This window comes from Enterobacter sp. GD03975, from assembly GCF_029838645.1.
GTDB classification, from domain to species: Bacteria; Pseudomonadota; Gammaproteobacteria; order Enterobacterales; family Enterobacteriaceae; genus Enterobacter; species Enterobacter quasihormaechei.
The window spans coordinates 403,395-424,044 of the sequence record NZ_JAOBZC010000002.1 but is presented as its reverse complement, the minus strand read 5'-3'; the positions used below and the strand labels follow the sequence as shown (position 1 = coordinate 424,044).

Genomic DNA, 20,650 nt, shown 5'->3' with positions numbered 1-20,650 from the left:
TTACGGTGAAGGTGGAAACATGGACGAGCTTTACATCCTTGGCTGTTTGTTCCTGGTTTTTGCGCTGGTAGTGGCACCCGTGCTGGCGGTTATCGGCTTTAACCGAAGCACGGCGGCGAAGCAGGAGATCGCCCGGCTTCGCCAGCGCATTGAGGCGCTTGAGCAGCGTGGTGTGGCTGAAAAAGTGCCGGAGCCGGTGCAGGCCGTCACGCCGGTGGAGGAACCAGCGGCAGAGGCCGTTACCGCACCTGTCGATCCCTGGCGTCCCGAACCGCCCGTCACCGAAGCAAAACCTGCACCTGTACGGGCGGCAAAACGGCCTTCCGCCTTTGGCGGCATTCTCTCCTCGCTGGCGCGCTGGTTCATGCAGGGCAATCCACTGGCGAAGCTGGGGATAGTGCTGCTCTTCCTGGGTCTTTCTTTCCTGCTGCGTTATACCGTTGAACATTCACTGTTCCCGCTTGAGCTGCGCCTTGCTGCCACGGCGCTGTTTGCCATAGTGCTGCTGGTCATTGGCTGGCGGCTGCGGCACAGGCAGCGGATCTATGCCCTTATTCTCCAGGGCGGGGCGACCGGCGTACTCTACCTGACCGTCTTTGGCGCATTCCGGCTGTGGCAGATGCTGCCGATGACCCTGGCGTTTGCGCTGCTGGTGGTGATTTGCGCGGCGAGCGTTGGGCTGGCCGTTCTGCAAAGGGCCCTGAGCCTTGCCATGCTGGCGAGCCTCGGCGGGTATCTCGCCCCGCTGCTTCTGTCGACGGGCGGGGGAAGCTTTGTGGCGCTGTTCTCCTTCTATCTTCTGCTGTCCATCGGCATTCTCGTCATCAGCATCTGGCAGCACTGGCGCGAGCTCAATCTGCTCGGGCTGCTCTTTACGTTCGGCGTTGGCGGCTTGTGGGGGCTGAGCGACTACCAGCCTGAAGACTACGTCATCTGCCAACTGTTTCTGATCGCCAATACGCTGATTTTCGGCGTGTTTAGCGTGGCGCTGTCGCTGCGGGCGCAGGAAAAAGGCAAGCAGATTATTGACGGCGTACTGCTGTTTGCCCCGCCGCTGGTGGGGTTTGGGATGCAGTACGGCATGACCTCGCACTGGACGTACGGCCCGGCGCTCAGCGCGCTGGGCTACGGTGCGTTTTACCTCTCGCTGGCGTTTCTCGCGCTGCGGCGTTACCCCTCCATCGGACGACCGCTGGTTATGGCGGCGCTGGCGATTGGCGGCGGATTTGCCACGCTGGCCATACCGCTGGCGCTGTCGGCACGCTGGACGGCGATGGCCTGGGCGCTGGAAGGGCTGGGCATCCTGTGGCTGGGCGTACAACAGCAGCAGAGGCGCATGAGTTATAGCGGGACGGCGCTGCTGGTCCTGGCGCTCGGCAGCGCCATTTGGGCGCAGATGAACGGCGTCACGTCGCTGAGCCTGCTGCTGATCTTCGCGGTGCTCAGCCTCTGCTGGCTGGCTGCGGCCTGGCTGTGGCGGAAAATCGCGCTGCCGGGCAGCTGGGCGCTGCTGGCCGGCGGGCTGCTGTTCTGGCTGGTGGCGCTGATGGGCGCGTCGCAGCTGATCCTCAAGCCGAAGTTAGCGGTTCTGGCGGGCGTGCTGGCGCTGACGGCGGCGTCGGCCTGGGGCTGGCGGCAGATTGCCGCGCGTCTGGCATGGCGGGAGCTGGATGCCAGTAAATGGCTGCTGTGGCCGATGATGCTGCTGATGGTGCTGTATCAGGTCTCGCACCAGCAGATCCTGGCGGCCGGCTGGGCAAATCTGGCCTGGTGTATTGCGCTTCCTGCCGCCCTGATGCTGCTGCGGCGCGACGAAGAAAAACGTCTTCCGCGCCTGTCGATGGGGCTGCACCTGTCGCTGTTGTGGATGATTTTGCTGGCACTGGGCGCTGAGCTTTACTGGTTTGCCCGCTCCCTGCCGTGGGGGATGGCGGCCTGGGGAAGCGGCATCGCCATGGCTGTTGGCGGTGGGGTGATTATGATGCTCTCCACGGCCGTTCGGCATCGCGCGTGGCCGTTCCGGGTCTGGCCTGCACTCTATGCCTGTCTTAGCATGATACCGGTGGTTGTGGTGCTCCTGGTATTGCTGGTGGTCACCAATTTCCAGGACGGCGTGGTCTATCGACAGACCTGGCTGCCGCTGGTGAACCCGCTTGAGGAAGGGGCAGCGTTCGCCCTGCTGGGGCTGGTGGTCTTCTATCGGGCCGTGGATCGCTACTATCCGGCATCGCTTGCCCAGTCGCGACCGTGGCCCGCCGTTGCGCTGATGGCGCTTGGCTTCTGGTGGCTTAACGGCGCGCTGCTGCGCGCGCTGGCGTGGTACGGCGAGGTGGCCTGGAACATGGAATCATTGTGGCATTCGCGGCTTATTCAGACCACCTTTGCCCTGTTCTGGATGTTCTGCGCGCTGGTGGTGATGATCCGCGCCACCCGTCGGGCCTCCCGCCAGCAGTGGCTTGGCGGTGCGACGCTGCTGGGCGTGGTCATGCTCAAGCTGATGCTGGTGGACAGCGCGGGCGGAGGCGGCCTGGCGCGCGCCATCGCGTTTATTGGCGTGGCGATCCTGGTCCTGATTGTGGGCTATTTCTCGCCGCTACCGCCTAAAGCAGGAGAAGAAAAATGAAATGGATGAAAGCGGTTGTTTGTGCGGCACTGCTGGCCCAGTCCGGTCCGGCGATAAGCGAGAGCGCACCGGCGGAATCCCCCCGGGATTATGCCTTCGGCCTGTCCCTTGATACTTCAACAGCGTCGCCGTGGTATCGGGTCACGCTGCCGTTGTCCGTTTACCAGCAGAGCACATCGCCCGATCTGCGCGACGTTCGCGTGTTTAATCAGGCGGGTGAGGCGGTTCCGTTCAGCCTGGTTACCACAACGCGTCCGCAGCCGGCACCGACCACAACGCCTCTGCGCCTTTTTGCGCTTAACGCCTCGTCGGGCGGGGAAGAAAACAACGGCGAGAAAATTATGCTGCGGGCCAGAAACGGCGTGGAAATTGTGCTGGAAGGGCAGACAGCAGCGGCTGCCGGACAACACTATCTGCTGACTCTGCCGGAAAACGCGGCTGAGGTTCCGCTCTCTCAGCTCCAGCTGATTTGGGACGCGCCGCAGGGCTCGTGGCAAGGGACCGCATCGGTCTATTACGGTGAGGATCTGAAAAACTGGTCTACCCTGCGCGAAGAGATGCCGCTGCTGGACGTGATGAGCGGGCAGGATCGCCTTAAGCTCGACCGCATCGATACCGATCTGGTGTTATCCCCTGAGGCGAATCGTTATCTGCTTCTGGTGCTGAACACGGGGCGTTCTGCCCTGACGTTAACCGGCGTCAACGCCATTAACGCCCCTGCACAGGCGGGATCTGAACACATTAGCCTGGCGGGAGAGGGAGAGCGTGTATCCGAAAGCGAAGCCGTGTGGCGCTGGACGCATCCGCAACCCCTCAGCGCGATTGGCTTCATGCTGAATGGCGACGGCGTTCTCCCGGTAGAAATAACCTGGCGGAGTTCGGACAAAGATCGGTGGCATACGCTGAAAAAAGAGGTGATCTACCAGCTTGGCGGTAAAACGTCTGAACCCGTTTCGCTTCCGGGCGGGCTGATCGAGGCGGTGAAAATTAACGCCCTGAACGCGCGCCTGCCGGAGAACCTGCCGGGCGTGACCGGGCAACGCGTGCGCTACGATCTGGTGTTCAACGCGCAGGGAAAAGGGCCGTACCTGCTCGCGTGGGGGAACGGGGCCGCTAAACCGGCAAGCGTGGAAATGGATATGCTGATCCCGTCCGGGCTGCGTAAGACCTACGATCTGGCAGCCCTGCCGATGGCCGATACGCTGGAGGTTGTCCCGCTGGGTGGCGAGGCGCGTTTAACCGCGACGTCCGCGGCAGAGCAGGAAAGCCGGATGAAAACGCTGATGGTCTGGGGCGTACTGATCGCCGGGGTATTGCTGCTTGCGGGGATGGCATGGCGAGTCTGGCGCGAGGTAAAAAAGACGGCGCCGCATAAGGCATAAAAAAACCCGCGTATTCGCGGGTTTTCGTAAACCGTGCCGATTACAGGCTGGATACGTTCTCAGACAGATATTTAGCTACACCGTCTGGGGAAGCAGCCATACCTTCTTTACCTTTTTCCCACTGAGCCGGGCACACTTCACCGTGCTCTTCGTGGAACTGGAGCGCGTCAACCATGCGCAGCATTTCGTCGATGTTACGACCCAGCGGCAGATCGTTCACAACCTGATGACGAACGATGCCGTTTGCGTCGATCAGGAAAGAACCACGCAGTGCAACGCCAGCGTCCGGATGTTCGATACCGTAAGCCTGCTGGATTTCGCGTTTGATGTCCGCAACCATCGCGTATTTCACCGCACCGATGCCGCCGTTTTCGACAGGGGTGTTACGCCATGCGTTGTGTACAAATTCAGAGTCGAAGGAGACGCCAACCACTTCCACGCCACGCTTCTGGAATTCTTCGTAACGTTTGTCGAACGCGATCAGCTCAGACGGGCAAACGAAAGTGAAGTCCATTGGCCAGAAGAACAGAACGGTTGCTTTACCGTTGGTGTGCTGTTTGAAGTTGAAGTTTTCAACGATTTCACCGTTACCCAGAACTGCGGCAGCTGTAAAATCCGGGGCCGGACGAGTTACCAGAACCATATGATTCTCCTGTAGATACTAAGGTTATTTGGAACGCAACGCGGGCCAGTATAGAGACTGCGCGGGAATAAGACAAAGAGGTGGTAACAATCGTTCCACCAGTTTTTACCTATCAATCAAACCGGCATCACAGTTCTTTATTTTTTGCCTGCATCATCATACGCGGGTAGAACTGCCAGAAGCGGGTTTCCAGCGCATCGTAATGCTCATCCAGGTCATGCCATGAGTCGCGCAGCGCGTCCAGACGCGGGCGGCGGCTCGCCATGCCGTTCAGGACGCTCTGAATAAAATCCATCTCGCGGTATCGCTCCAGCCAGCGTTCAGACCACAGATAGTTATTCAGATTCACAAAGCGCGGCGGGGAGTCCGGCAAAATGATCGAGACCTGCGCGTGGGCGTAGCGCACAAACTCTGGCAGCGTCATGTCAGTCGACAGCTGTGACCAGTGGCGCGACAGGAAATGATCCCACATTACGTCGAGCGTGATTGGCGCCACGCGTCGCGTTTCGGGGCGGAACCAGGCTTTGGCTTCCGTTACTTCCGGCAGGTTATCGGTCAGCACATCGATGCGGCGGTGCATAAAAATCCCGTCGACAACCTCGGGGGAGTAGTCTTCCGCGGGGTTGCCGCGCACGAAATCGGCCAGCAAATTGCCGGAGAGGGAGCTGTCCGCGAGGTGAGCCAGATGCAGGTGAGCGAGAAAATTCATGCGTTTTATTTGTCCGGTGGCGGCTAGTTGTTGCAGCAAAAGGGCGCGAGCACTAGACTATGCCGCCTGTTTTTAAGTCACGAGTATACGTCATGCGCGTCGCCGATTTCTCCTTTGAACTACCTGAATCCCTGATTGCTCACTACCCCATGCCTGAGCGTAGCAGCTGTCGCTTGCTGTCACTGGACGGGCCAACGGGCGCGCTGACGCACGGTACTTTCACCGATCTGCTCGACAAGCTAAACCCTGGCGATCTGCTGGTCTTTAACAATACCCGCGTGATCCCGGCGCGCCTGTTTGGCCGTAAGGCCAGCGGCGGCAAGATTGAAGTGCTGGTCGAACGTATGCTCGATGATAAACGTATTCTGGCACATATTCGCGCCTCCAAGGCGCCGAAGCCGGGCGCTGAGCTGCTGCTGGGCGATGACGAGAGCATCAAAGCGACCATGACCACGCGCCACGACGCGCTGTTCGAGGTGGCGTTCGACGACGAGCGCACGGTGCTTGATATCCTCAACACCATCGGCCACATGCCGCTGCCGCCGTACATTGAGCGCCCGGACGAAGAGGCCGACCGCGAGCTGTATCAGACCGTCTACAGCCAGAAGCCTGGCGCGGTGGCGGCCCCGACCGCGGGCCTGCACTTTGATGAACCGCTGCTGGAAAAGCTGCGCGCCAAAGGCATTGAGATGGCCTTCGTGACGCTGCACGTCGGCGCGGGTACGTTCCAGCCGGTGCGCGTGGACAGCATCGAAGACCACATCATGCACTCTGAGTACGCCGAAGTGCCGCAGGAGGTTGTGGATGCGGTGCTGGCGGCGAAAGCGCGCGGCAGCCGCGTCGTGGCTGTCGGTACGACATCCGTGCGTTCTCTTGAGAGCGCCGCGCAGGCCGCGAAAAGCGAGTTGATTGAGCCGTTCTTTGGCGATACGCAGATCTTTATCTACCCGGGCTATCAGTACAAAGTTATTGATGCGCTGGTGACCAACTTCCATCTGCCTGAATCTACATTGATTATGCTGGTGTCCGCGTTTGCGGGGTATCAGCATACGATGAATGCCTACAAGTCTGCGGTAGAACAAAAATATCGCTTTTTTAGCTACGGTGACGCGATGTTTATCACGTACAATCCGCAGGCTTTGAATGAGCGTGTCGGGGAATAAGTCCGCGGCACCGTATGACAACGTTGGACTGTTTTTCTGACGTCGGAGAAAAAATGAAATTTGAACTCGATACCACCGACGGTCGCGCGCGTCGCGGTCGCCTGGTGTTTGATCGCGGCGTGGTTGAAACCCCCGCGTTTATGCCTGTTGGCACCTACGGCACCGTAAAAGGGATGACGCCGGAAGAAGTTGAGGCCACGGGCGCACAGATTATCCTCGGCAACACCTTCCACCTGTGGCTGCGTCCGGGCCAGGAGATCATGAAGCTCCACGGCGATCTGCACGATTTCATGCAATGGAAAGGCCCGATCCTGACCGACTCCGGCGGTTTCCAGGTCTTCAGCCTGGGCGATATCCGCAAGATCACAGAGCAGGGCGTACATTTCCGTAACCCGATCAACGGCGATCCGATCTTCCTCGATCCGGAAAAATCGATGGAGATTCAGTACGATCTCGGCTCCGATATCGTGATGATCTTCGACGAATGTACGCCATACCCGGCGGACTGGGACTATGCGAAACGCTCCATGGAGATGTCCTTGCGCTGGGCGAAGCGTAGCCGTGACCGTTTTGATTCCCTGCAAAACAAAAATGCCCTGTTCGGCATTATTCAGGGCAGCGTTTACGAAGATTTACGCGATATCTCCGTTAAAGGTCTGGTAGAGATAGGCTTTGATGGCTACGCTGTCGGCGGTTTGGCTGTGGGTGAGCCGAAGGAAGATATGCACCGCATTCTGGAGCATGTCTGCCCGCAAATCCCGGCGGATAAACCACGATACCTGATGGGGGTGGGTAAGCCAGAAGATCTGGTGGAAGGCGTACGTCGCGGCATTGATATGTTCGACTGCGTGATGCCTACCCGAAACGCACGTAACGGTCATCTGTTCGTTACTGATGGCGTGGTGAAAATCCGTAACGCGAAGCATAAGAGTGACACCAGCCCGCTCGATTCCGAGTGCGATTGCTATACCTGTCGCAATTATTCTCGCGCGTATCTGCATCATCTCGATCGTTGCAACGAGATTTTGGGCGCGCGTCTCAATACCATTCATAATCTTCGTTATTATCAGCGCTTAATGGCTGGTTTACGTAAGGCTATCGAAGAGGGTAAATTAGAGAGCTTCGTGACCGATTTCTACCAACGTCAGGGGCGGGATGTTCCACCGTTGAACGTTGATTAATTTTAATAATGAGGGAATTTGAATGAGCTTTTTTATTTCTGATGCGGTAGCAGCAACGGGCGCACCAGCGCAGGGCAGCCCGATGTCTCTGATTCTGATGCTGGTTGTGTTCGGTCTGATCTTCTACTTCATGATCCTGCGTCCACAGCAGAAGCGTACTAAAGAGCACAAAAACCTGATGAACTCCATCGCGAAAGGCGATGAAGTCCTGACCAATGGTGGCCTGGTAGGTCGCGTAACCAAAGTAGCGGAAAACGGCTACATTGCTATCGCCCTCAACGACACCACTGAAGTGGTTATCAAACGTGACTTCGTAGCTGCCGTTCTGCCGAAAGGCACCATGAAGGCGCTGTAATCCCAACTTTTCCCAAAGGGAACTGCCGTGTTAAACCGTTATCCTTTGTGGAAGTACATCATGCTGGTCGTCGTGATTATCGTCGGCCTGCTGTACGCGCTTCCCAACCTGTATGGTGAGGATCCGGCCGTTCAAATCACTGGCGCGCGCGGTGTCGCCGCCAGTGAGCAAACGCTGATCCAGGTCCAGAAAACGTTACAAGAAGAAAAAATTACCGCTAAGTCTGTGGCACTGGAAGAGGGCGCAATTCTTGCTCGCTTCGACACCACCGACACGCAGCTCCGCGCACGTGAAGCGCTGATGGGCGTGCTGGGTGATAAATACGTCGTGGCGCTTAACCTTGCTCCTGCAACTCCGCGCTGGCTGGCTGCGCTGAACGCAGAGCCAATGAAACTGGGTCTTGACCTGCGTGGTGGCGTTCACTTCCTGATGGAAGTGGATATGGATACCGCGCTCGGCAAGCTACAGGAACAGAATATCGACAGCCTGCGCAGCGATCTGCGCGATAAGGGCATTCCGTACACCACCGTACGCAAAGAAGATAACTACGGTATGAGCATCACGTTCCGCGACAGCGCGGCACGCGATCAGGCTGTGACTTATCTGTCTCAGCGTCACCGCGATCTGGTGATCACCTCTCAGGGCAGCAACCAGCTGCGTGCGGTCATGACCGACGCGCGTCTGAGTGAAGCGCGTGAATACGCCGTTCAGCAGAACATCAACATTCTGCGTAACCGTGTAAACCAGCTGGGCGTGGCTGAGCCACTGGTACAGCGTCAGGGTGCTGACCGTATCGTGGTTGAGCTGCCGGGTATCCAGGATACCGCACGTGCGAAAGAGATTCTGGGTGCGACAGCAACCCTGGAGTTCCGTCTGGTGAATTCCAACGTCGATCAGGCAGCTGCGGCCTCAGGCCGTGTCCCGGGCGATTCCGAAGTGAAACAGACCCGCGAAGGCCAGCCGGTTGTGCTGTACAAACGCGTGATCCTGACCGGTGACCATATCACCGATTCCACTTCAAGCCAGGATGAGTACAACCAGCCGCAGGTGAATATCTCGCTTGATAGCGCAGGTGGCAACATCATGTCTAACTTCACCAAGGACAACATCGGCAAGCCGATGGCGACCCTGTTCGTGGAGTACAAAGACAGCGGTAAGAAAGACGCCAACGGCCGTGCGGTGCTGGTGAAAGAGGAAGAGGTGATTAACATCGCCAACATCCAGTCTCGTCTGGGTAACAGCTTCCGTATCACCGGTATCAGCAATCCGAACGAAGCGCGTCAGCTCTCTCTGCTACTGCGTGCCGGTGCGCTGATTGCGCCAATTCAGATTGTTGAAGAACGTACCATCGGTCCAACCCTGGGTATGCAGAACATCAAACAGGGTCTGGAAGCGTGTCTGGCCGGCCTGGCGGTGTCCATCATCTTCATGATCTTCTTCTACAAGAAGTTCGGCCTGATTGCGACGTCTGCGCTGATTGCCAACCTGGTGCTGATCATCGGCATCATGTCCCTGCTGCCGGGGGCGACGCTAACCATGCCGGGTATCGCGGGTATCGTCCTGACCCTTGCGGTGGCGGTCGACGCCAACGTACTGATAAACGAACGTATCAAAGAAGAGCTGAGCAACGGTCGTTCTGTACAGCAGGCGATTGAAGAAGGCTACAAAGGGGCGTTCAGCTCCATCTTCGATGCGAACGTAACAACACTGATTAAGGTTCTTATCCTGTATGCAGTGGGTACTGGCGCGATCAAAGGCTTTGCGATTACTACCGGTATCGGTGTCGCAACGTCGATGTTTACCGCTATTGTCGGCACCCGTGCCATCGTGAACCTGCTGTACGGCGGCAAGCGCGTCAAAAAGCTGTCTATCTGAGGAGTGCGTTGTGGCACAGGAATATACTGTTGAACAATTGAACCACGGCCGTAAAGTCTGGGACTTTATGCGCTGGGACTACTGGGCCTTCGGCATTTCAGGTTTTCTGCTGATTTTGTCCATCGTCATTATGGGCGTGAAAGGCTTTAACTGGGGTCTGGACTTCACCGGTGGTACGGTGATCGAAATTACCCTGGAAAAACCGGTCGATATGGACCAGATGCGTGAGTCTCTGCAAAAGGCGGGCTTTGAAGAGCCGCTGCTACAGAACTTTGGCAGCAGCCGCGACATCATGGTGCGTATGCCTCCGGTACACGATGCCAACGGCAGCCAGGAGCTGGGCAGCAAGGTCGTTCAGGTTATTAACGAAACGACCAGCCAGGACGCGACGGTTAAGCGTATTGAGTTCGTCGGCCCGAGCGTCGGTGCAGACCTGGCGCAGACCGGTGCGATGGCGCTGCTGGTGGCGCTGATCTCGATCCTGATTTACGTTGGTTTCCGCTTTGAGTGGCGACTGGCGGCAGGCGTGGTTATCGCCCTGGCGCACGACGTGGTGATCACCATGGGCATACTGTCTCTGTTCCATATTGAGATTGACCTGACAATTGTGGCATCCCTGATGTCCGTTATCGGTTACTCACTGAACGACAGTATCGTGGTATCTGACCGTATTCGTGAAAACTTCCGTAAGATCCGTCGCGGTACGCCGTACGAAATCTTTAACGTGTCGTTGACCCAGACGCTGCACCGTACGTTGATCACCTCCGGTACCACCCTGATGGTGATCCTGATGCTGTTCCTGTTCGGTGGCCCGGTGCTGGAAGGCTTCTCGCTGACCATGCTGATCGGTGTGTCTATCGGTACGGCCTCGTCTATCTACGTGGCGTCCGCGCTGGCGCTGAAGCTGGGCATGAAGCGCGAGCATCTGATCCAGCAGAAAGTCGAGAAAGAAGGGGCGGATCAGCCGTCTATTCTGCCGTAAGCGAACGTCTTACGCGGCATCGAAATCCCGGCCTGTTGGCCGGGATTTTTTTTGTCTGCATCTCACAAACACTCCTGACAGTATGCTGTCAGGAGCCCTGTCGTAGACTCCTTCTCAACCCTAACAACAGGCAGGAGGACGTATGAAAAGTGTTATTAACTGGTTTGAAATTCCGGTCGCCAATATGGATCGCGCCATCAAATTTTATGAGTCGGTGATGCAGGTCGCGCTGCGGCGCGAGAAGATGGACGTGGCTGATCTGGCTATTTTCCCGCACGAGGATCCGGCCACGGGCGGCGCGCTGGCGAAATTTGACGGCGTTACACCGTCTTCGCAGGGCGCTATTATTTACCTGCATACTGCCAATCTGGCGGCCACGCTCGATCGTATTGCTTCTGCGGGCGGTGAGTGCGTGTTTGGCCCGCTGGAACTGCCGCAAGGCATTGGCACTATAGCCCTGTTTACCGACAGCGAAGGTAATCGCGTCGGCCTCCATCAACCGGTATGAGAGTAAACCGATGACCCGACGCGCTGACCGTTTGTTCCAGATTGTGCAGATCCTTCGGGGCAGGCGTCTGACAACGGCAGCGCATCTGGCGGAAAGGCTTGGCGTGTCCGAGCGCACGGTGTACCGCGATATCCGCGACCTGTCGCTTTCCGGCGTGCCGGTGGAAGGCGAGGCAGGAAGCGGATATCGGCTGATGTCGGGTTTTGATTTACCCCCGCTGATGCTGACCAACAAAGAGTCCGAGGCGCTGATGGTGGCGATTCGCCTGCTCAAAACCTGGGGCGGGGAATCGCTGTCGCGCGAGCTGGAGTCGGCCCAGGAAAAAGTGCTGGCAATCCTGTCAGAAGAGAGCCGCCGCAAAGCTGAGCAGACGCGGATTTACGCGCCGGATATTGCCCTTCAGCCACATTCCCGTAGTGGTTTCGACGTGATCCATCAGGCGATTTCCGCACAGCGCGTGCTGGCACTGCATTATCGTGATGAGGCTGGGCAGCTCTCAAAGCGCGAGGTTCAGCCGCTGGGCTTGTTCTTCTGGGGAGAGCGCTGGCTGCTGGCGGCGTGGTGTGAACGGCGCGATGACTATCGCTGTTTCCGGCTCGACCGATGCCTCAATATTGTGCAGACGGAGAGGAGGTTTAGCGAAAGTGCGGACAGGTCATTGGCAGATTTTTTACGCAAGGTGAGGCAGTAAAAAGCCGGGTGGCGGCTACGCCTTACCCGGGCTACATTCGGATCGTAGGCCCGGTAAGCGTAGCGCCACCGGGCGGAATCCGCACTGATTAGAAGTTGTAACCCACCACCAGGTAACCACCCCAACCGGTAGAACGCACGCTGAAGTCGCCGTTGCCGAAGTTCAGGCTGGCGTCGTCGTTCCACTGACCGCCGTTGTGCCAGTAACGCGCAACAACAGAGTAGTGCCAGTGATCGTAGTTCAGCGCCAGGATGTGGCTGGAGGCGATGGAGTCATTGGTGCGCGCCTTCTTGCCGTTCAGATCGCGGAAGTCGTTGTCGCCCAGGTCTGAACCCCAGTCAAAGTTGGTGAAGCCGATGTAGCTCAGGTTACCGCCCCACAGCTGGGTGATTGGCACAAAGTATTTCACTTTGAAACGGTAGCCGTCCCATTCGTTTTCGTTCGCGGCACCGTAGTTCTGCCACTGGTATTTTGCATACACGTTCATGGACAGGCTCATTGGCAGGCCAGTCTCAATGTCGGTGCCCAGACCCATGTACCAGGTGCTCTGACGACCGGACTTGTTGCGGCCCATGTCGTAGATGTAGTTGTTTGCGAAATACCACTCTTTGAACGGACCAAACGCCAGGCTGGTGCCGGTCAGCTTGTCGATGGAGAAGCGCGGCTCGATCTCCATGAACAGAGGGGAACCATGGTTCCAGATACCTTTCGCGTCGGTGTTACCACCGAAGAAGACCGGTGCATCCATGTAGCCGTAGAAATCAAACCAGTCTTTTTTAGCGAACGCTTCGTACTCAAGGTAGGTATCGTTACGGATCTGCGGTCCGAAACGGGTGTGGTAACTGCCCACAACGTTAACGCTCTGATGCCACCAGTCAGAAACATATTCTGGCTTGGTATTCTCCGCAGCGTTAGCCGTGAAAGAGGAGGAGAGTGCCAGAACTGCACCGGCTGCGAGTAATGTTTTTTTCATAATCATGCCACTGATTGAAATTCCCTTCCGGGAGTGAAAAATGCGCGAATTGCGTTTCTAAATATTTCGTGTTTCTGCGGAGCCTATTATAGGAATCCTTGCTCACAAAAATATGTGGTGTTTCACATATCTCTCACATACGTAATCGATTGCGTTCACGTTTGCGTACTTTAGACGGGCGGGATTGTAGCGGCAATCATTTATGTTGCCAATCCATACGAAATGTAAATGTTAGCGGAGTGACATTTCACTCCGCTAAAAGTGAAGGTTATTGCGCGGCGGGTTGAATGTCGTGAATGCGGATAAAGCCTAACTGTTCCGGCGTCAGGCCGCTCAGCTGAACCGGGATGTCCACGTCGCTTGGTGCCAGCGTGCTGGCGGGGGCGGTGAAAAGCTGGTTCTTCACGTTCACTTCCTGATAGTTCTCGGTAGTGCCCTGGATCTGTCCCCACTCCACGGTGCCGGTAAAGGCCGGAAGCGGATCGTTGGACTCACCCTGGATACGCAATGTTGCGCGCGTACCATCCGCATTGGCTGCAACATTCACCAGAGACATTTTTAGCATGCCAATCTGGCTGTTGAGTCGGGCAGGCGTATTAGCCCCTGGCAACAGATAAACGCCATTGCTGGATTTGGCATTCAGCGCGTTCTGCTGGGTGATTTTTACGGTTTCCTGGTTAAGTTTGTTCATCGCCACGTTGAGCGTATTCACGCTTTGTTTCATCTCGCGGACTTCACTTTGCTGTGCGCAGGCGCTGAGCGTGAACAGGCTCCCCACCAGCACGATTTTCAGGTAACGTCTTGTCATTGCGTTTAATTCCTTGAAATCACAGAGTGCTGCAATGGTAGACAGGATAGTGCCGCCAGGCATAGATCCTTTGTCTCAAAAAGCTCTTCCTTTGTTGTCGGGCCAGTTCAGGGTAAAATAGAAATCAGTTAACCAGATAACAGGGACATCGTATGCATTGCCCATTTTGCTCCGCCGTGGATACCAAAGTCATCGACTCACGTCTTGTAGGCGAAGGGTCTTCCGTGCGCCGTCGCCGGCAGTGTCTGGTGTGCAACGAGCGTTTTACCACCTTCGAGGTGGCAGAGCTGGTCATGCCGCGCGTGGTAAAAAGTAACGATGTGCGCGAACCGTTCAATGAAGAAAAACTGCGCAGCGGGATGCTCAAGGCGCTGGAAAAACGGCCCGTCAGTTCCGATGACGTCGAAATGGCGTTAAACCACATTAAATCTTATCTGCGCGGGTTAGGCGAGCGCGAAGTGCCGAGCAAAATGATTGGTAATCTGGTGATGGAACAGCTGAAAAAGCTCGATAAAGTCGCCTACATTCGCTTCGCCTCCGTTTACCGCAGCTTTGAAGACATCAAAGAGTTTGGCGAAGAGATCGCCCGCTTACAGGATTAAGCCCATGCACGACGAGATGTACATGGCGCGAGCCATGAAGCTGGCGCAGCGCGGTCGGTTTACCACTCACCCTAACCCCAACGTCGGGTGCGTCATTGTTAAAGATGGCGAGATTGTGGGGGAAGGTTTCCACTACCGCGCAGGCGAGCCGCATGCTGAAGTGCATGCCCTGCGTATGGCGGGGGAGAACGCGCGTGGCGCGACGGCCTACGTGACGCTGGAGCCATGCAGCCACCACGGGCGCACGCCGCCGTGCTGTGAAGCGCTGATTGCGGCAGGGGTTTCGCGCGTGGTCGCCGCTATGCAGGATCCTAACCCGCAGGTGGCGGGCCGCGGCCTTTATCGTCTGCAACAGGAAGGGATCGACGTCAGCCACGGCCTGATGATGCAGGATGCGGAAGCCATCAACAAAGGCTTCCTGAAGCGCATGCGCACCGGCTTCCCGTTTATTCAGCTTAAGCTGGGTGCCTCACTGGATGGCCGCACGGCGATGGCGAACGGCGAGAGCCAGTGGATCACGTCCCCGCAGGCAAGGCGCGATGTGCAACGTCTGCGCGCGCAAAGCCATGCTATTCTCACCAGCAGTGAGACGGTGCTGGCTGACGATCCGGCGATGACCGTGCGCTGGGATGAGCTGAATGCGGATACCCAGGCGCTCTACCCGCAGGAGAACCTGCGCCAGCCGCTGCGCATTATTATTGATAGCCAGAACCGCGTGACGCCGGAGCACCGCATCGTGCAGCAGCCGGGTGAAACCTGGATTGCGCGCACGAAGGAAGATACGCGCGTGTGGCCGGAAGGCGTGCGCAGCATTATGGTGCCGGAGCATAACGGACATCTGGATCTCGTGGTGCTGATGATGTTGCTCGGCAAACAGCAGGTCAACAGCATCTGGGTCGAAGCCGGGCCGACGCTCGCCGGCGCGCTGCTCCAGGCGGGGCTGGTGGATGAGCTTCTCGTCTATGTTGCGCCTAAACTGTTAGGTAACGACGCCCGCGGCCTGTTTGTGCTGCCCGGCCTTGAAAAACTGGCCGATGCGCCGCAACTTTCATTCAGCGAGATTCGTCCGGTGGGTCCGGATGTCTGCCTCCATTTAACGACAGCGTAATTGCTCCCGAAATAGGGAAGCAGTGCGCAAAGTATTATGATAAAATCCGCCCCCCTGCGGGGCCAAATGAACCCGTAAAGGAAGAGTATGAACATTATTGAAGCTGCTGTAGCTACCCCGGACGCTCGCGTCGCCATCACCATTGCGCGTTTCAACAACTTCATCAACGATAGCCTGCTGGAAGGTGCGGTTGACGCCCTGAAACGTATCGGCCAGGTTAAAGATGACAACATTACCGTCGTTTGGGTACCAGGTGCTTATGAACTGCCACTGGCAGCAGGCGCGCTGGCGAAAACCGGTAAATACGACGCGGTGATTGCGCTGGGTACCGTTATTCGTGGCGGCACTGCGCACTTCGAATACGTTGCGGGCGGTGCAAGCAACGGTCTGGCGCACGTTGCGCAGGATGCTGAAATTCCTGTCGCGTTCGGCGTATTGACCACCGAAAGTATTGAACAAGCCATCGAACGTGCTGGCACCAAAGCCGGTAACAAAGGTGCAGAAGCTGCACTGACCGCGCTTGAAATGATCAATGTATTGAAAGCCATCAAGGCCTGATTTTTTTGTAAGGGGAATTCCGTGAAACCTGCTGCTCGTCGCCGCGCCCGTGAATGTGCCGTCCAGGCACTTTACTCCTGGCAGTTGTCCCAGAACGACATCGCTGATGTTGAATACCAGTTCCTGTCAGAACAGGACGTGAAAGACGTTGACGTTCTGTACTTCCGTGAACTGCTGTCGGGAGTGGCGACTAATAGCGCGTATCTCGATGGCCTGATGAAGCCATACCTGTCCCGTCTGCTCGAAGAGCTGGGCCAGGTGGAAAAAGCAGTGTTGCGTATCGCGCTGTTTGAGCTGTCTAAACGTGACGATGTGCCGTACAAAGTGGCCATCAACGAAGCGATCGAACTGGCGAAAACCTTCGGTGCTGAAGACAGCCACAAGTTTGTAAACGGCGTACTTGATAAAGCCGCACCTGCGATCCGTCCCCACAAAAAGTGATCCGCAAACCGGAGTCCTGCATTGCCGAAACGGCAGTGCGGCTCCGGTTTTTTATTTTATTTGCTGAGGCATAACGTATGGCATGCGGCGAATTCTCCCTGATTGCCCGTTATTTCGACCGTGTCAGAACCTCTCGTCTTGATGTTGAAACCGGCATTGGCGATGACTGTGCACTTCTCAATGTTCCCGAAAAACAGACGCTGGCAATCAGCACCGACACCTTAGTATGTGGGCGTCACTTCCTGCCCGATATCGATCCTGCTGACCTGGCGTATAAGGCGCTGGCAGTCAACGTCAGCGATCTGGCGGCAATGGGTGCCGACCCGGCCTGGCTGACGCTTGCCCTGACGCTGCCGGAGGTGGATGAAGCCTGGCTTGAAGCGTTCAGCGATGCGCTGTTTGAACAGCTGAACTATTACGATATGCAGCTGATTGGCGGTGACACCACTGCGGGTCCGCTATCGATGACCCTGGCCATTCACGGTTATGTGCCTGCCGGGCGCGCGCTCAAGCGCTCGGGCGCAAAACCGGGAGACTGGATCTACGTGACCGGCACGCCGGGAGATAGCGCGGCAGGTCTGGCGATCCTTCAGAACCGTTTAGCGGTTGACGATGCGGACGATGCGGCGTACCTGGTGAAGCGTCACCTGCGGCCAACGCCGCGTATTCTGCACGGTCAGGCGCTGCGCGAGCGGGCCAGTTCGGCTATCGACCTGTCTGACGGGCTGATCTCCGATCTTGGTCATATCCTGAAAGCCAGCGGCGTGGGCGCACGTATCGATCTTGATCTGTTCCCACTTTCAGAACAGCTGCGTCGTCATGCCGAGCCTGAACAGGCGCTGCGCTGGGCGTTATCCGGTGGGGAAGATTATGAGCTGTGCTTTACCGTTCCCGAACTGAATCGCGGGACGCTGGACGTGGCGTTAGCGCATCTGGGAGCGAAATTTACCTGCATCGGGCAGGTGATGCCGGAGAGCGAAGGGCTACTGTTTGTCCGTGATGGTGCCCCGGTTACGCTTGACTGGAAAGGGTACGATCATTTTGGGTGAGTGTTTTGCCGGGGGGCGGCTTCGCCTTACCCGGCCTACGATCGCATCCTGTTTGTAGGCCGGGTACGCGCAGCGCTACCCGGCAAGCGTTTACTTAAACCCCACCACCGGATGCTGCTGATACGGCGTCTCCAGCTCGGCAACCTGCTCCGGGGTCAGCGATAAATCCACCGCGCTTAACAACTCATCCAGCTGTTCTTCCCGCGATGTACCAATAATCGGTGCGGCGACACCCCGCTTGCCCAACAACCACGCCAGCGCCACCTGCGCGCGCGTTGCGCCGATATCGTCGGCGATCCCGGCTAAACGTTCGGCAATCAGCGCATCGTTGGCTTCCGTGCTGTCGTACAGATTTTTACCCACTTCATCCGATACCAGTCGCGCCGTGGTTTCTCCCCACGGACGGGTTAAGCGTCCGCGCGCCAGCGGGCTCCATGGGATCACCGCCACGCCTTCCTGGTCGCAGAGCGGCAGCATTTCGCGTTCTTCTTCCCGGTAAATCAGGTTGTAGTGATCCTGCATGGTGACAAAGCGTGCCCAGCCGTGCTGCGCCTGGATATCGAGCGCCTGAGCAAACTGCGACGCGTGCATGGACGACGCGCCGATATAGCGCGCTTTACCCGCTTTCACGACATCGTTCAGCGCTTCAAGCGTCTCTTCAACCGGCGTGTTGTAATCCCAGCGGTGGATTTGCAGCAGGTCGACGTAATCCATGTTCAGGCGTCTGAGGCTGTCATCGATGGAACGGAGGATCTGCGCGCGAGAAAGGCCTTCAGTCAGATCGCCTGACGGGTAGTAAACCTTGGTGGCGACCACAATCTCATCCCGACGGGCAAAATCACGCAGGGCGCGGCCCACAATCTCTTCGCTGCTGCCGTCAGAGTAGCTGTTGGCGGTATCGAAGAAGTTGATGCCGCCGTCTATGGCGCGCTTGATGATAGGGCGGCTGCTCTCTTCCGGCAGAGTCCAGGCGTGATTTCCCCGGTCAGGCTCGCCAAAGGTCATGCAGCCCAGGCAAAGCCGGGACACCCTGAGGTCCGTTTTTCCTAATGTCGTGTATTGCATGGTTCCGCTCCTGCTGATTAAACAATACGTTTAAGCATAGCAGGAGCAGAAAAGGGGAGGGATCAGGCCAGCCAGCTGCGGATTCTGGCTTCGATACCGGCGGCGTCCAGGCCGATATCGGCACGTGCCTCGTCCTGAGTACCTTGCGGGATAAAGTGGTCCGGCAGGCCGAGATTCAGCACCGGAACCCATTTACGGTTCGCCATCAGCACTTCATTCACGCCGCTACCCGCGCCACCCATGATGGCGTTCTCTTCCAGCGTGACCAGCACGTCATGGCTTTCCGCCATGCTCAGAATCAGAGATTCATCGAGCGGCTTCACAAAGCGCATATCCACCAGCGTCGCGTTCAGGGTTTCAGCAACTTTTGCCGCTTCCGGCATCAGCGTACCAAAGTTCAGGATCGCCACTTTTTCGCCGCGACGTTTCACCAGACCTTTACCGATGTCCAGCTTTTCCAGCGGCTGAAGTTCAACGCCAAGGGCATTGCCGCGCGGATAACGTACCGCGCAGGGGCCGTCCTGATAGTGGTAGCCGGTATACAGCATCTGACGACACTCGTTTTCGTCGCTTGGCGTCATGATGACCATGTCCGGGATGCAGCGCAGGAAGGAGAGATCAAACGCCCCCTGGTGCGTCTGGCCGTCGGCCCCCACGATGCCCGCGCGGTCAATAGCAAACAGCACCGGCAGCTTCTGGATGGCAACGTCATGGATCACCTGATCGTAGGCGCGTTGCAGGAAGGTGGAGTAAATCGCCACCACCGGCTTGTAGCCGCCAATCGCCAGCCCTGCCGCGAAGGTAACCGCGTGCTGCTCGGCAATGGCGACGTCGAAATACTGGTCCGGGTATTTTTTGGAGAACTCGACCATACCGGAGCCTTCACGCATGGCAGGCGTGACCGCCATCAGCTTGTTATCTTTTGCCGCCGTTTCGCACAGCCAGTCGCCAAAGATTTTTGAGTAGCTCGGCATTCCGCCGCTGCTTTTCGGCAGGCAGCCGCTGGTATGGTCAAATTTAGGCACCGCGTGGAAGGTGATCGGATCTTTTTCCGCCGGTTCGTAGCCACGCCCTTTTTTGGTCATGATGTGCAGGAATTGCGGGCCTTTCAGATCGCGCATGTTTTTCAGCGTGGTCACCAGACCCAGCACATCGTGCCCGTCCACCGGGCCGATATAGTTAAAGCCCAGCTCTTCGAACAGCGTACCCGGCACGACCATGCCTTTGATGTGTTCTTCGGTACGCTTGAGCAGCTCTTTGATCGGCGGCACGCCGGAGAAAACTTTTTTCCCGCCTTCCCGCAGGGAGGAATAAAGCTTGCCGGAAAGCAGCTGCGCCAGATGGTTATTCAGCGCGCCGACGTTTTCGGAGATCGACATTTCGTTATCGTTGAGGATAACCAGCATGTCCGGCTTGATATCGCCCGCGTGGTTCATGGCTTCAAAAGCCATCCCGGCGGTGATCGCCCCGTCGCCAATGACGCAGACGGTACGGCGTTGTTTATTCTCTTTTTCGGCGGCAACGGCAATCCCGATGCCCGCGGAAATGGATGTCGATGAGTGGCCGACGCTTAACACGTCAAACTCGCTCTCGCCGCGCCACGGGAACGGATGCAGGCCACCCTTCTGGCGAATGGTGCCAATTTGATCGCGACGTCCGGTCAGAATTTTGTGCGGATAGGCCTGGTGGCCCACATCCCAGATCAGCTGATCGAACGGCGTGTTATAGACGTAATGCAACGCCACGGTCAGCTCAACCGTGCCAAGCCCGGAGGCGAAGTGGCCGCTGGAGCGGCTAACGCTGTCGAGCAGGTAGCGACGCAGCTCGTCACACAGCTTCGGCAGACTCTCTTTCGGCAACAGACGTAACTCCTGAGTGGAGTCAACTAACGCCAGTGTCGGGTATTTGGCAATATCAAAACTCATCAAAGGCTC

Annotated in this window: 20 protein-coding genes; 14 read left to right on the top strand and 6 right to left on the bottom strand. The window is 57.4% G+C overall.

Features of this window, described 5'->3' with window-relative positions:
* The first annotated feature begins 19 nt into the window (after positions 1 to 19).
* Positions 20 to 2,623 (top strand): DUF2339 domain-containing protein, encoded by a 2,604-nt coding sequence (locus tag N5C09_RS05650; protein ID WP_279748623.1) that lies wholly within the window; start codon positions 20 to 22, stop codon positions 2,621 to 2,623.
* Positions 2,620 to 4,005: a DUF3999 domain-containing protein gene (locus N5C09_RS05645; protein ID WP_279748622.1), complete on the top strand. Its 1,386-nt coding sequence runs from the start codon at positions 2,620 to 2,622 to the stop codon at positions 4,003 to 4,005. Before N5C09_RS05650 ends, N5C09_RS05645 begins: the two co-directional genes overlap by 4 nt.
* A 40-nt stretch (positions 4,006 to 4,045) precedes the next feature.
* On the opposite strand, the gene N5C09_RS05640 is transcribed toward N5C09_RS05645, so the two are convergent.
* Both N5C09_RS05640 and acpH read right to left on the bottom strand, forming a co-directional pair.
* A complete protein-coding gene (locus tag N5C09_RS05640; protein WP_003859113.1) occupies positions 4,046 to 4,648 on the bottom strand; it encodes a peroxiredoxin C in 603 nt (200 codons plus the stop codon).
* A 127-nt stretch (positions 4,649 to 4,775) separates the two neighbouring features.
* Complete coding sequence (gene acpH, locus N5C09_RS05635) at positions 4,776 to 5,357, bottom strand: ACP phosphodiesterase (protein ID WP_279748621.1); 582 nt, start codon at positions 5,355 to 5,357, stop codon at positions 4,776 to 4,778.
* Between the two features lie 92 nt (positions 5,358 to 5,449).
* On the opposite strand from acpH, the gene queA reads away from it, so the two are divergent.
* The 7 genes from queA (at position 5,450) to N5C09_RS05600 (ending at position 12,112) form a co-directional block, all read left to right on the top strand.
* Entirely contained in the window at positions 5,450 to 6,520 is a 1,071-nt protein-coding gene (gene queA, locus N5C09_RS05630; RefSeq protein ID WP_279748620.1) for a tRNA preQ1(34) S-adenosylmethionine ribosyltransferase-isomerase QueA, read from the top strand.
* Between the two features lie 53 nt (positions 6,521 to 6,573).
* Positions 6,574 to 7,701, top strand: a complete 1,128-nt coding sequence (tgt, locus tag N5C09_RS05625; RefSeq protein WP_003859110.1) for a tRNA guanosine(34) transglycosylase Tgt — start codon at positions 6,574 to 6,576, stop codon at positions 7,699 to 7,701.
* A 22-nt stretch (positions 7,702 to 7,723) separates the two neighbouring features.
* Positions 7,724 to 8,056, top strand: a complete 333-nt coding sequence (yajC, locus tag N5C09_RS05620; RefSeq protein ID WP_003859109.1) for a preprotein translocase subunit YajC — start codon at positions 7,724 to 7,726, stop codon at positions 8,054 to 8,056.
* A 27-nt stretch (positions 8,057 to 8,083) separates the two neighbouring features.
* Positions 8,084 to 9,931: a protein translocase subunit SecD gene (gene secD, locus N5C09_RS05615; RefSeq protein ID WP_003859106.1), complete on the top strand. Its 1,848-nt coding sequence runs from the start codon at positions 8,084 to 8,086 to the stop codon at positions 9,929 to 9,931.
* A 10-nt stretch (positions 9,932 to 9,941) separates the two neighbouring features.
* Complete coding sequence (gene secF / locus N5C09_RS05610) at positions 9,942 to 10,913, top strand: protein translocase subunit SecF (protein WP_003859105.1); 972 nt, start codon at positions 9,942 to 9,944, stop codon at positions 10,911 to 10,913.
* Between the two features lie 142 nt (positions 10,914 to 11,055).
* On the top strand, positions 11,056 to 11,421 hold the full coding sequence (locus tag N5C09_RS05605) for a VOC family protein (RefSeq protein ID WP_112791893.1): 366 nt from the start codon (positions 11,056 to 11,058) through the stop codon (positions 11,419 to 11,421).
* Between the two features lie 10 nt (positions 11,422 to 11,431).
* Positions 11,432 to 12,112 carry a YafY family protein gene (locus N5C09_RS05600; RefSeq protein ID WP_112791894.1) on the top strand — a complete coding sequence of 227 codons (681 nt, stop codon included), beginning with the start codon at positions 11,432 to 11,434 and terminating at the stop codon, positions 12,110 to 12,112.
* Positions 12,113 to 12,200: 88 nt separating this feature from the next.
* Here the strand turns inward: N5C09_RS05600 and N5C09_RS05595 are convergent, their stop codons facing one another.
* A complete protein-coding gene (locus tag N5C09_RS05595) occupies positions 12,201 to 13,085 on the bottom strand; it encodes a nucleoside-specific channel-forming protein Tsx (protein ID WP_063451799.1) in 885 nt (294 codons plus the stop codon).
* Between the two features lie 268 nt (positions 13,086 to 13,353).
* Complete coding sequence (locus N5C09_RS05590) at positions 13,354 to 13,893, bottom strand: DUF3251 domain-containing protein (protein ID WP_077221137.1); 540 nt, start codon at positions 13,891 to 13,893, stop codon at positions 13,354 to 13,356.
* A 152-nt stretch (positions 13,894 to 14,045) separates the two neighbouring features.
* Between N5C09_RS05590 and nrdR the strand changes: the two genes are divergently transcribed.
* From nrdR to thiL, 5 genes are all read left to right on the top strand, one after another.
* On the top strand, positions 14,046 to 14,495 hold the full coding sequence (gene nrdR / locus N5C09_RS05585) for a transcriptional regulator NrdR (protein ID WP_003859099.1): 450 nt from the start codon (positions 14,046 to 14,048) through the stop codon (positions 14,493 to 14,495).
* Between the two features lie 4 nt (positions 14,496 to 14,499).
* Entirely contained in the window at positions 14,500 to 15,603 is a 1,104-nt protein-coding gene (gene ribD, locus N5C09_RS05580; protein WP_204643834.1) for a bifunctional diaminohydroxyphosphoribosylaminopyrimidine deaminase/5-amino-6-(5-phosphoribosylamino)uracil reductase RibD, read from the top strand.
* A gap of 87 nt (positions 15,604 to 15,690) precedes the next feature.
* Positions 15,691 to 16,161, top strand: coding sequence for a 6,7-dimethyl-8-ribityllumazine synthase (gene ribE, locus N5C09_RS05575; RefSeq protein WP_003859098.1), 471 nt, complete (start codon positions 15,691 to 15,693; stop codon positions 16,159 to 16,161).
* Between the two features lie 21 nt (positions 16,162 to 16,182).
* Entirely contained in the window at positions 16,183 to 16,602 is a 420-nt protein-coding gene (gene nusB, locus N5C09_RS05570) for a transcription antitermination factor NusB (protein WP_006809908.1), read from the top strand.
* 77 nt (positions 16,603 to 16,679) lie between these two features.
* Positions 16,680 to 17,651: a thiamine-phosphate kinase gene (gene thiL, locus N5C09_RS05565; RefSeq protein WP_279748619.1), complete on the top strand. Its 972-nt coding sequence runs from the start codon at positions 16,680 to 16,682 to the stop codon at positions 17,649 to 17,651.
* A gap of 90 nt (positions 17,652 to 17,741) precedes the next feature.
* On the opposite strand, the gene N5C09_RS05560 is transcribed toward thiL, so the two are convergent.
* Both N5C09_RS05560 and dxs read right to left on the bottom strand, forming a co-directional pair.
* The gene (locus N5C09_RS05560) at positions 17,742 to 18,716 is read right to left on the bottom strand and encodes an aldo/keto reductase (RefSeq protein WP_279748617.1); all 975 of its coding nucleotides are present in this window, start codon (positions 18,714 to 18,716) and stop codon (positions 17,742 to 17,744) included.
* A gap of 62 nt (positions 18,717 to 18,778) precedes the next feature.
* On the bottom strand, positions 18,779 to 20,641 hold the full coding sequence (gene dxs, locus N5C09_RS05555) for a 1-deoxy-D-xylulose-5-phosphate synthase (RefSeq protein WP_131636073.1): 1,863 nt from the start codon (positions 20,639 to 20,641) through the stop codon (positions 18,779 to 18,781).
* Positions 20,642 to 20,650 lie beyond the last annotated feature (9 nt).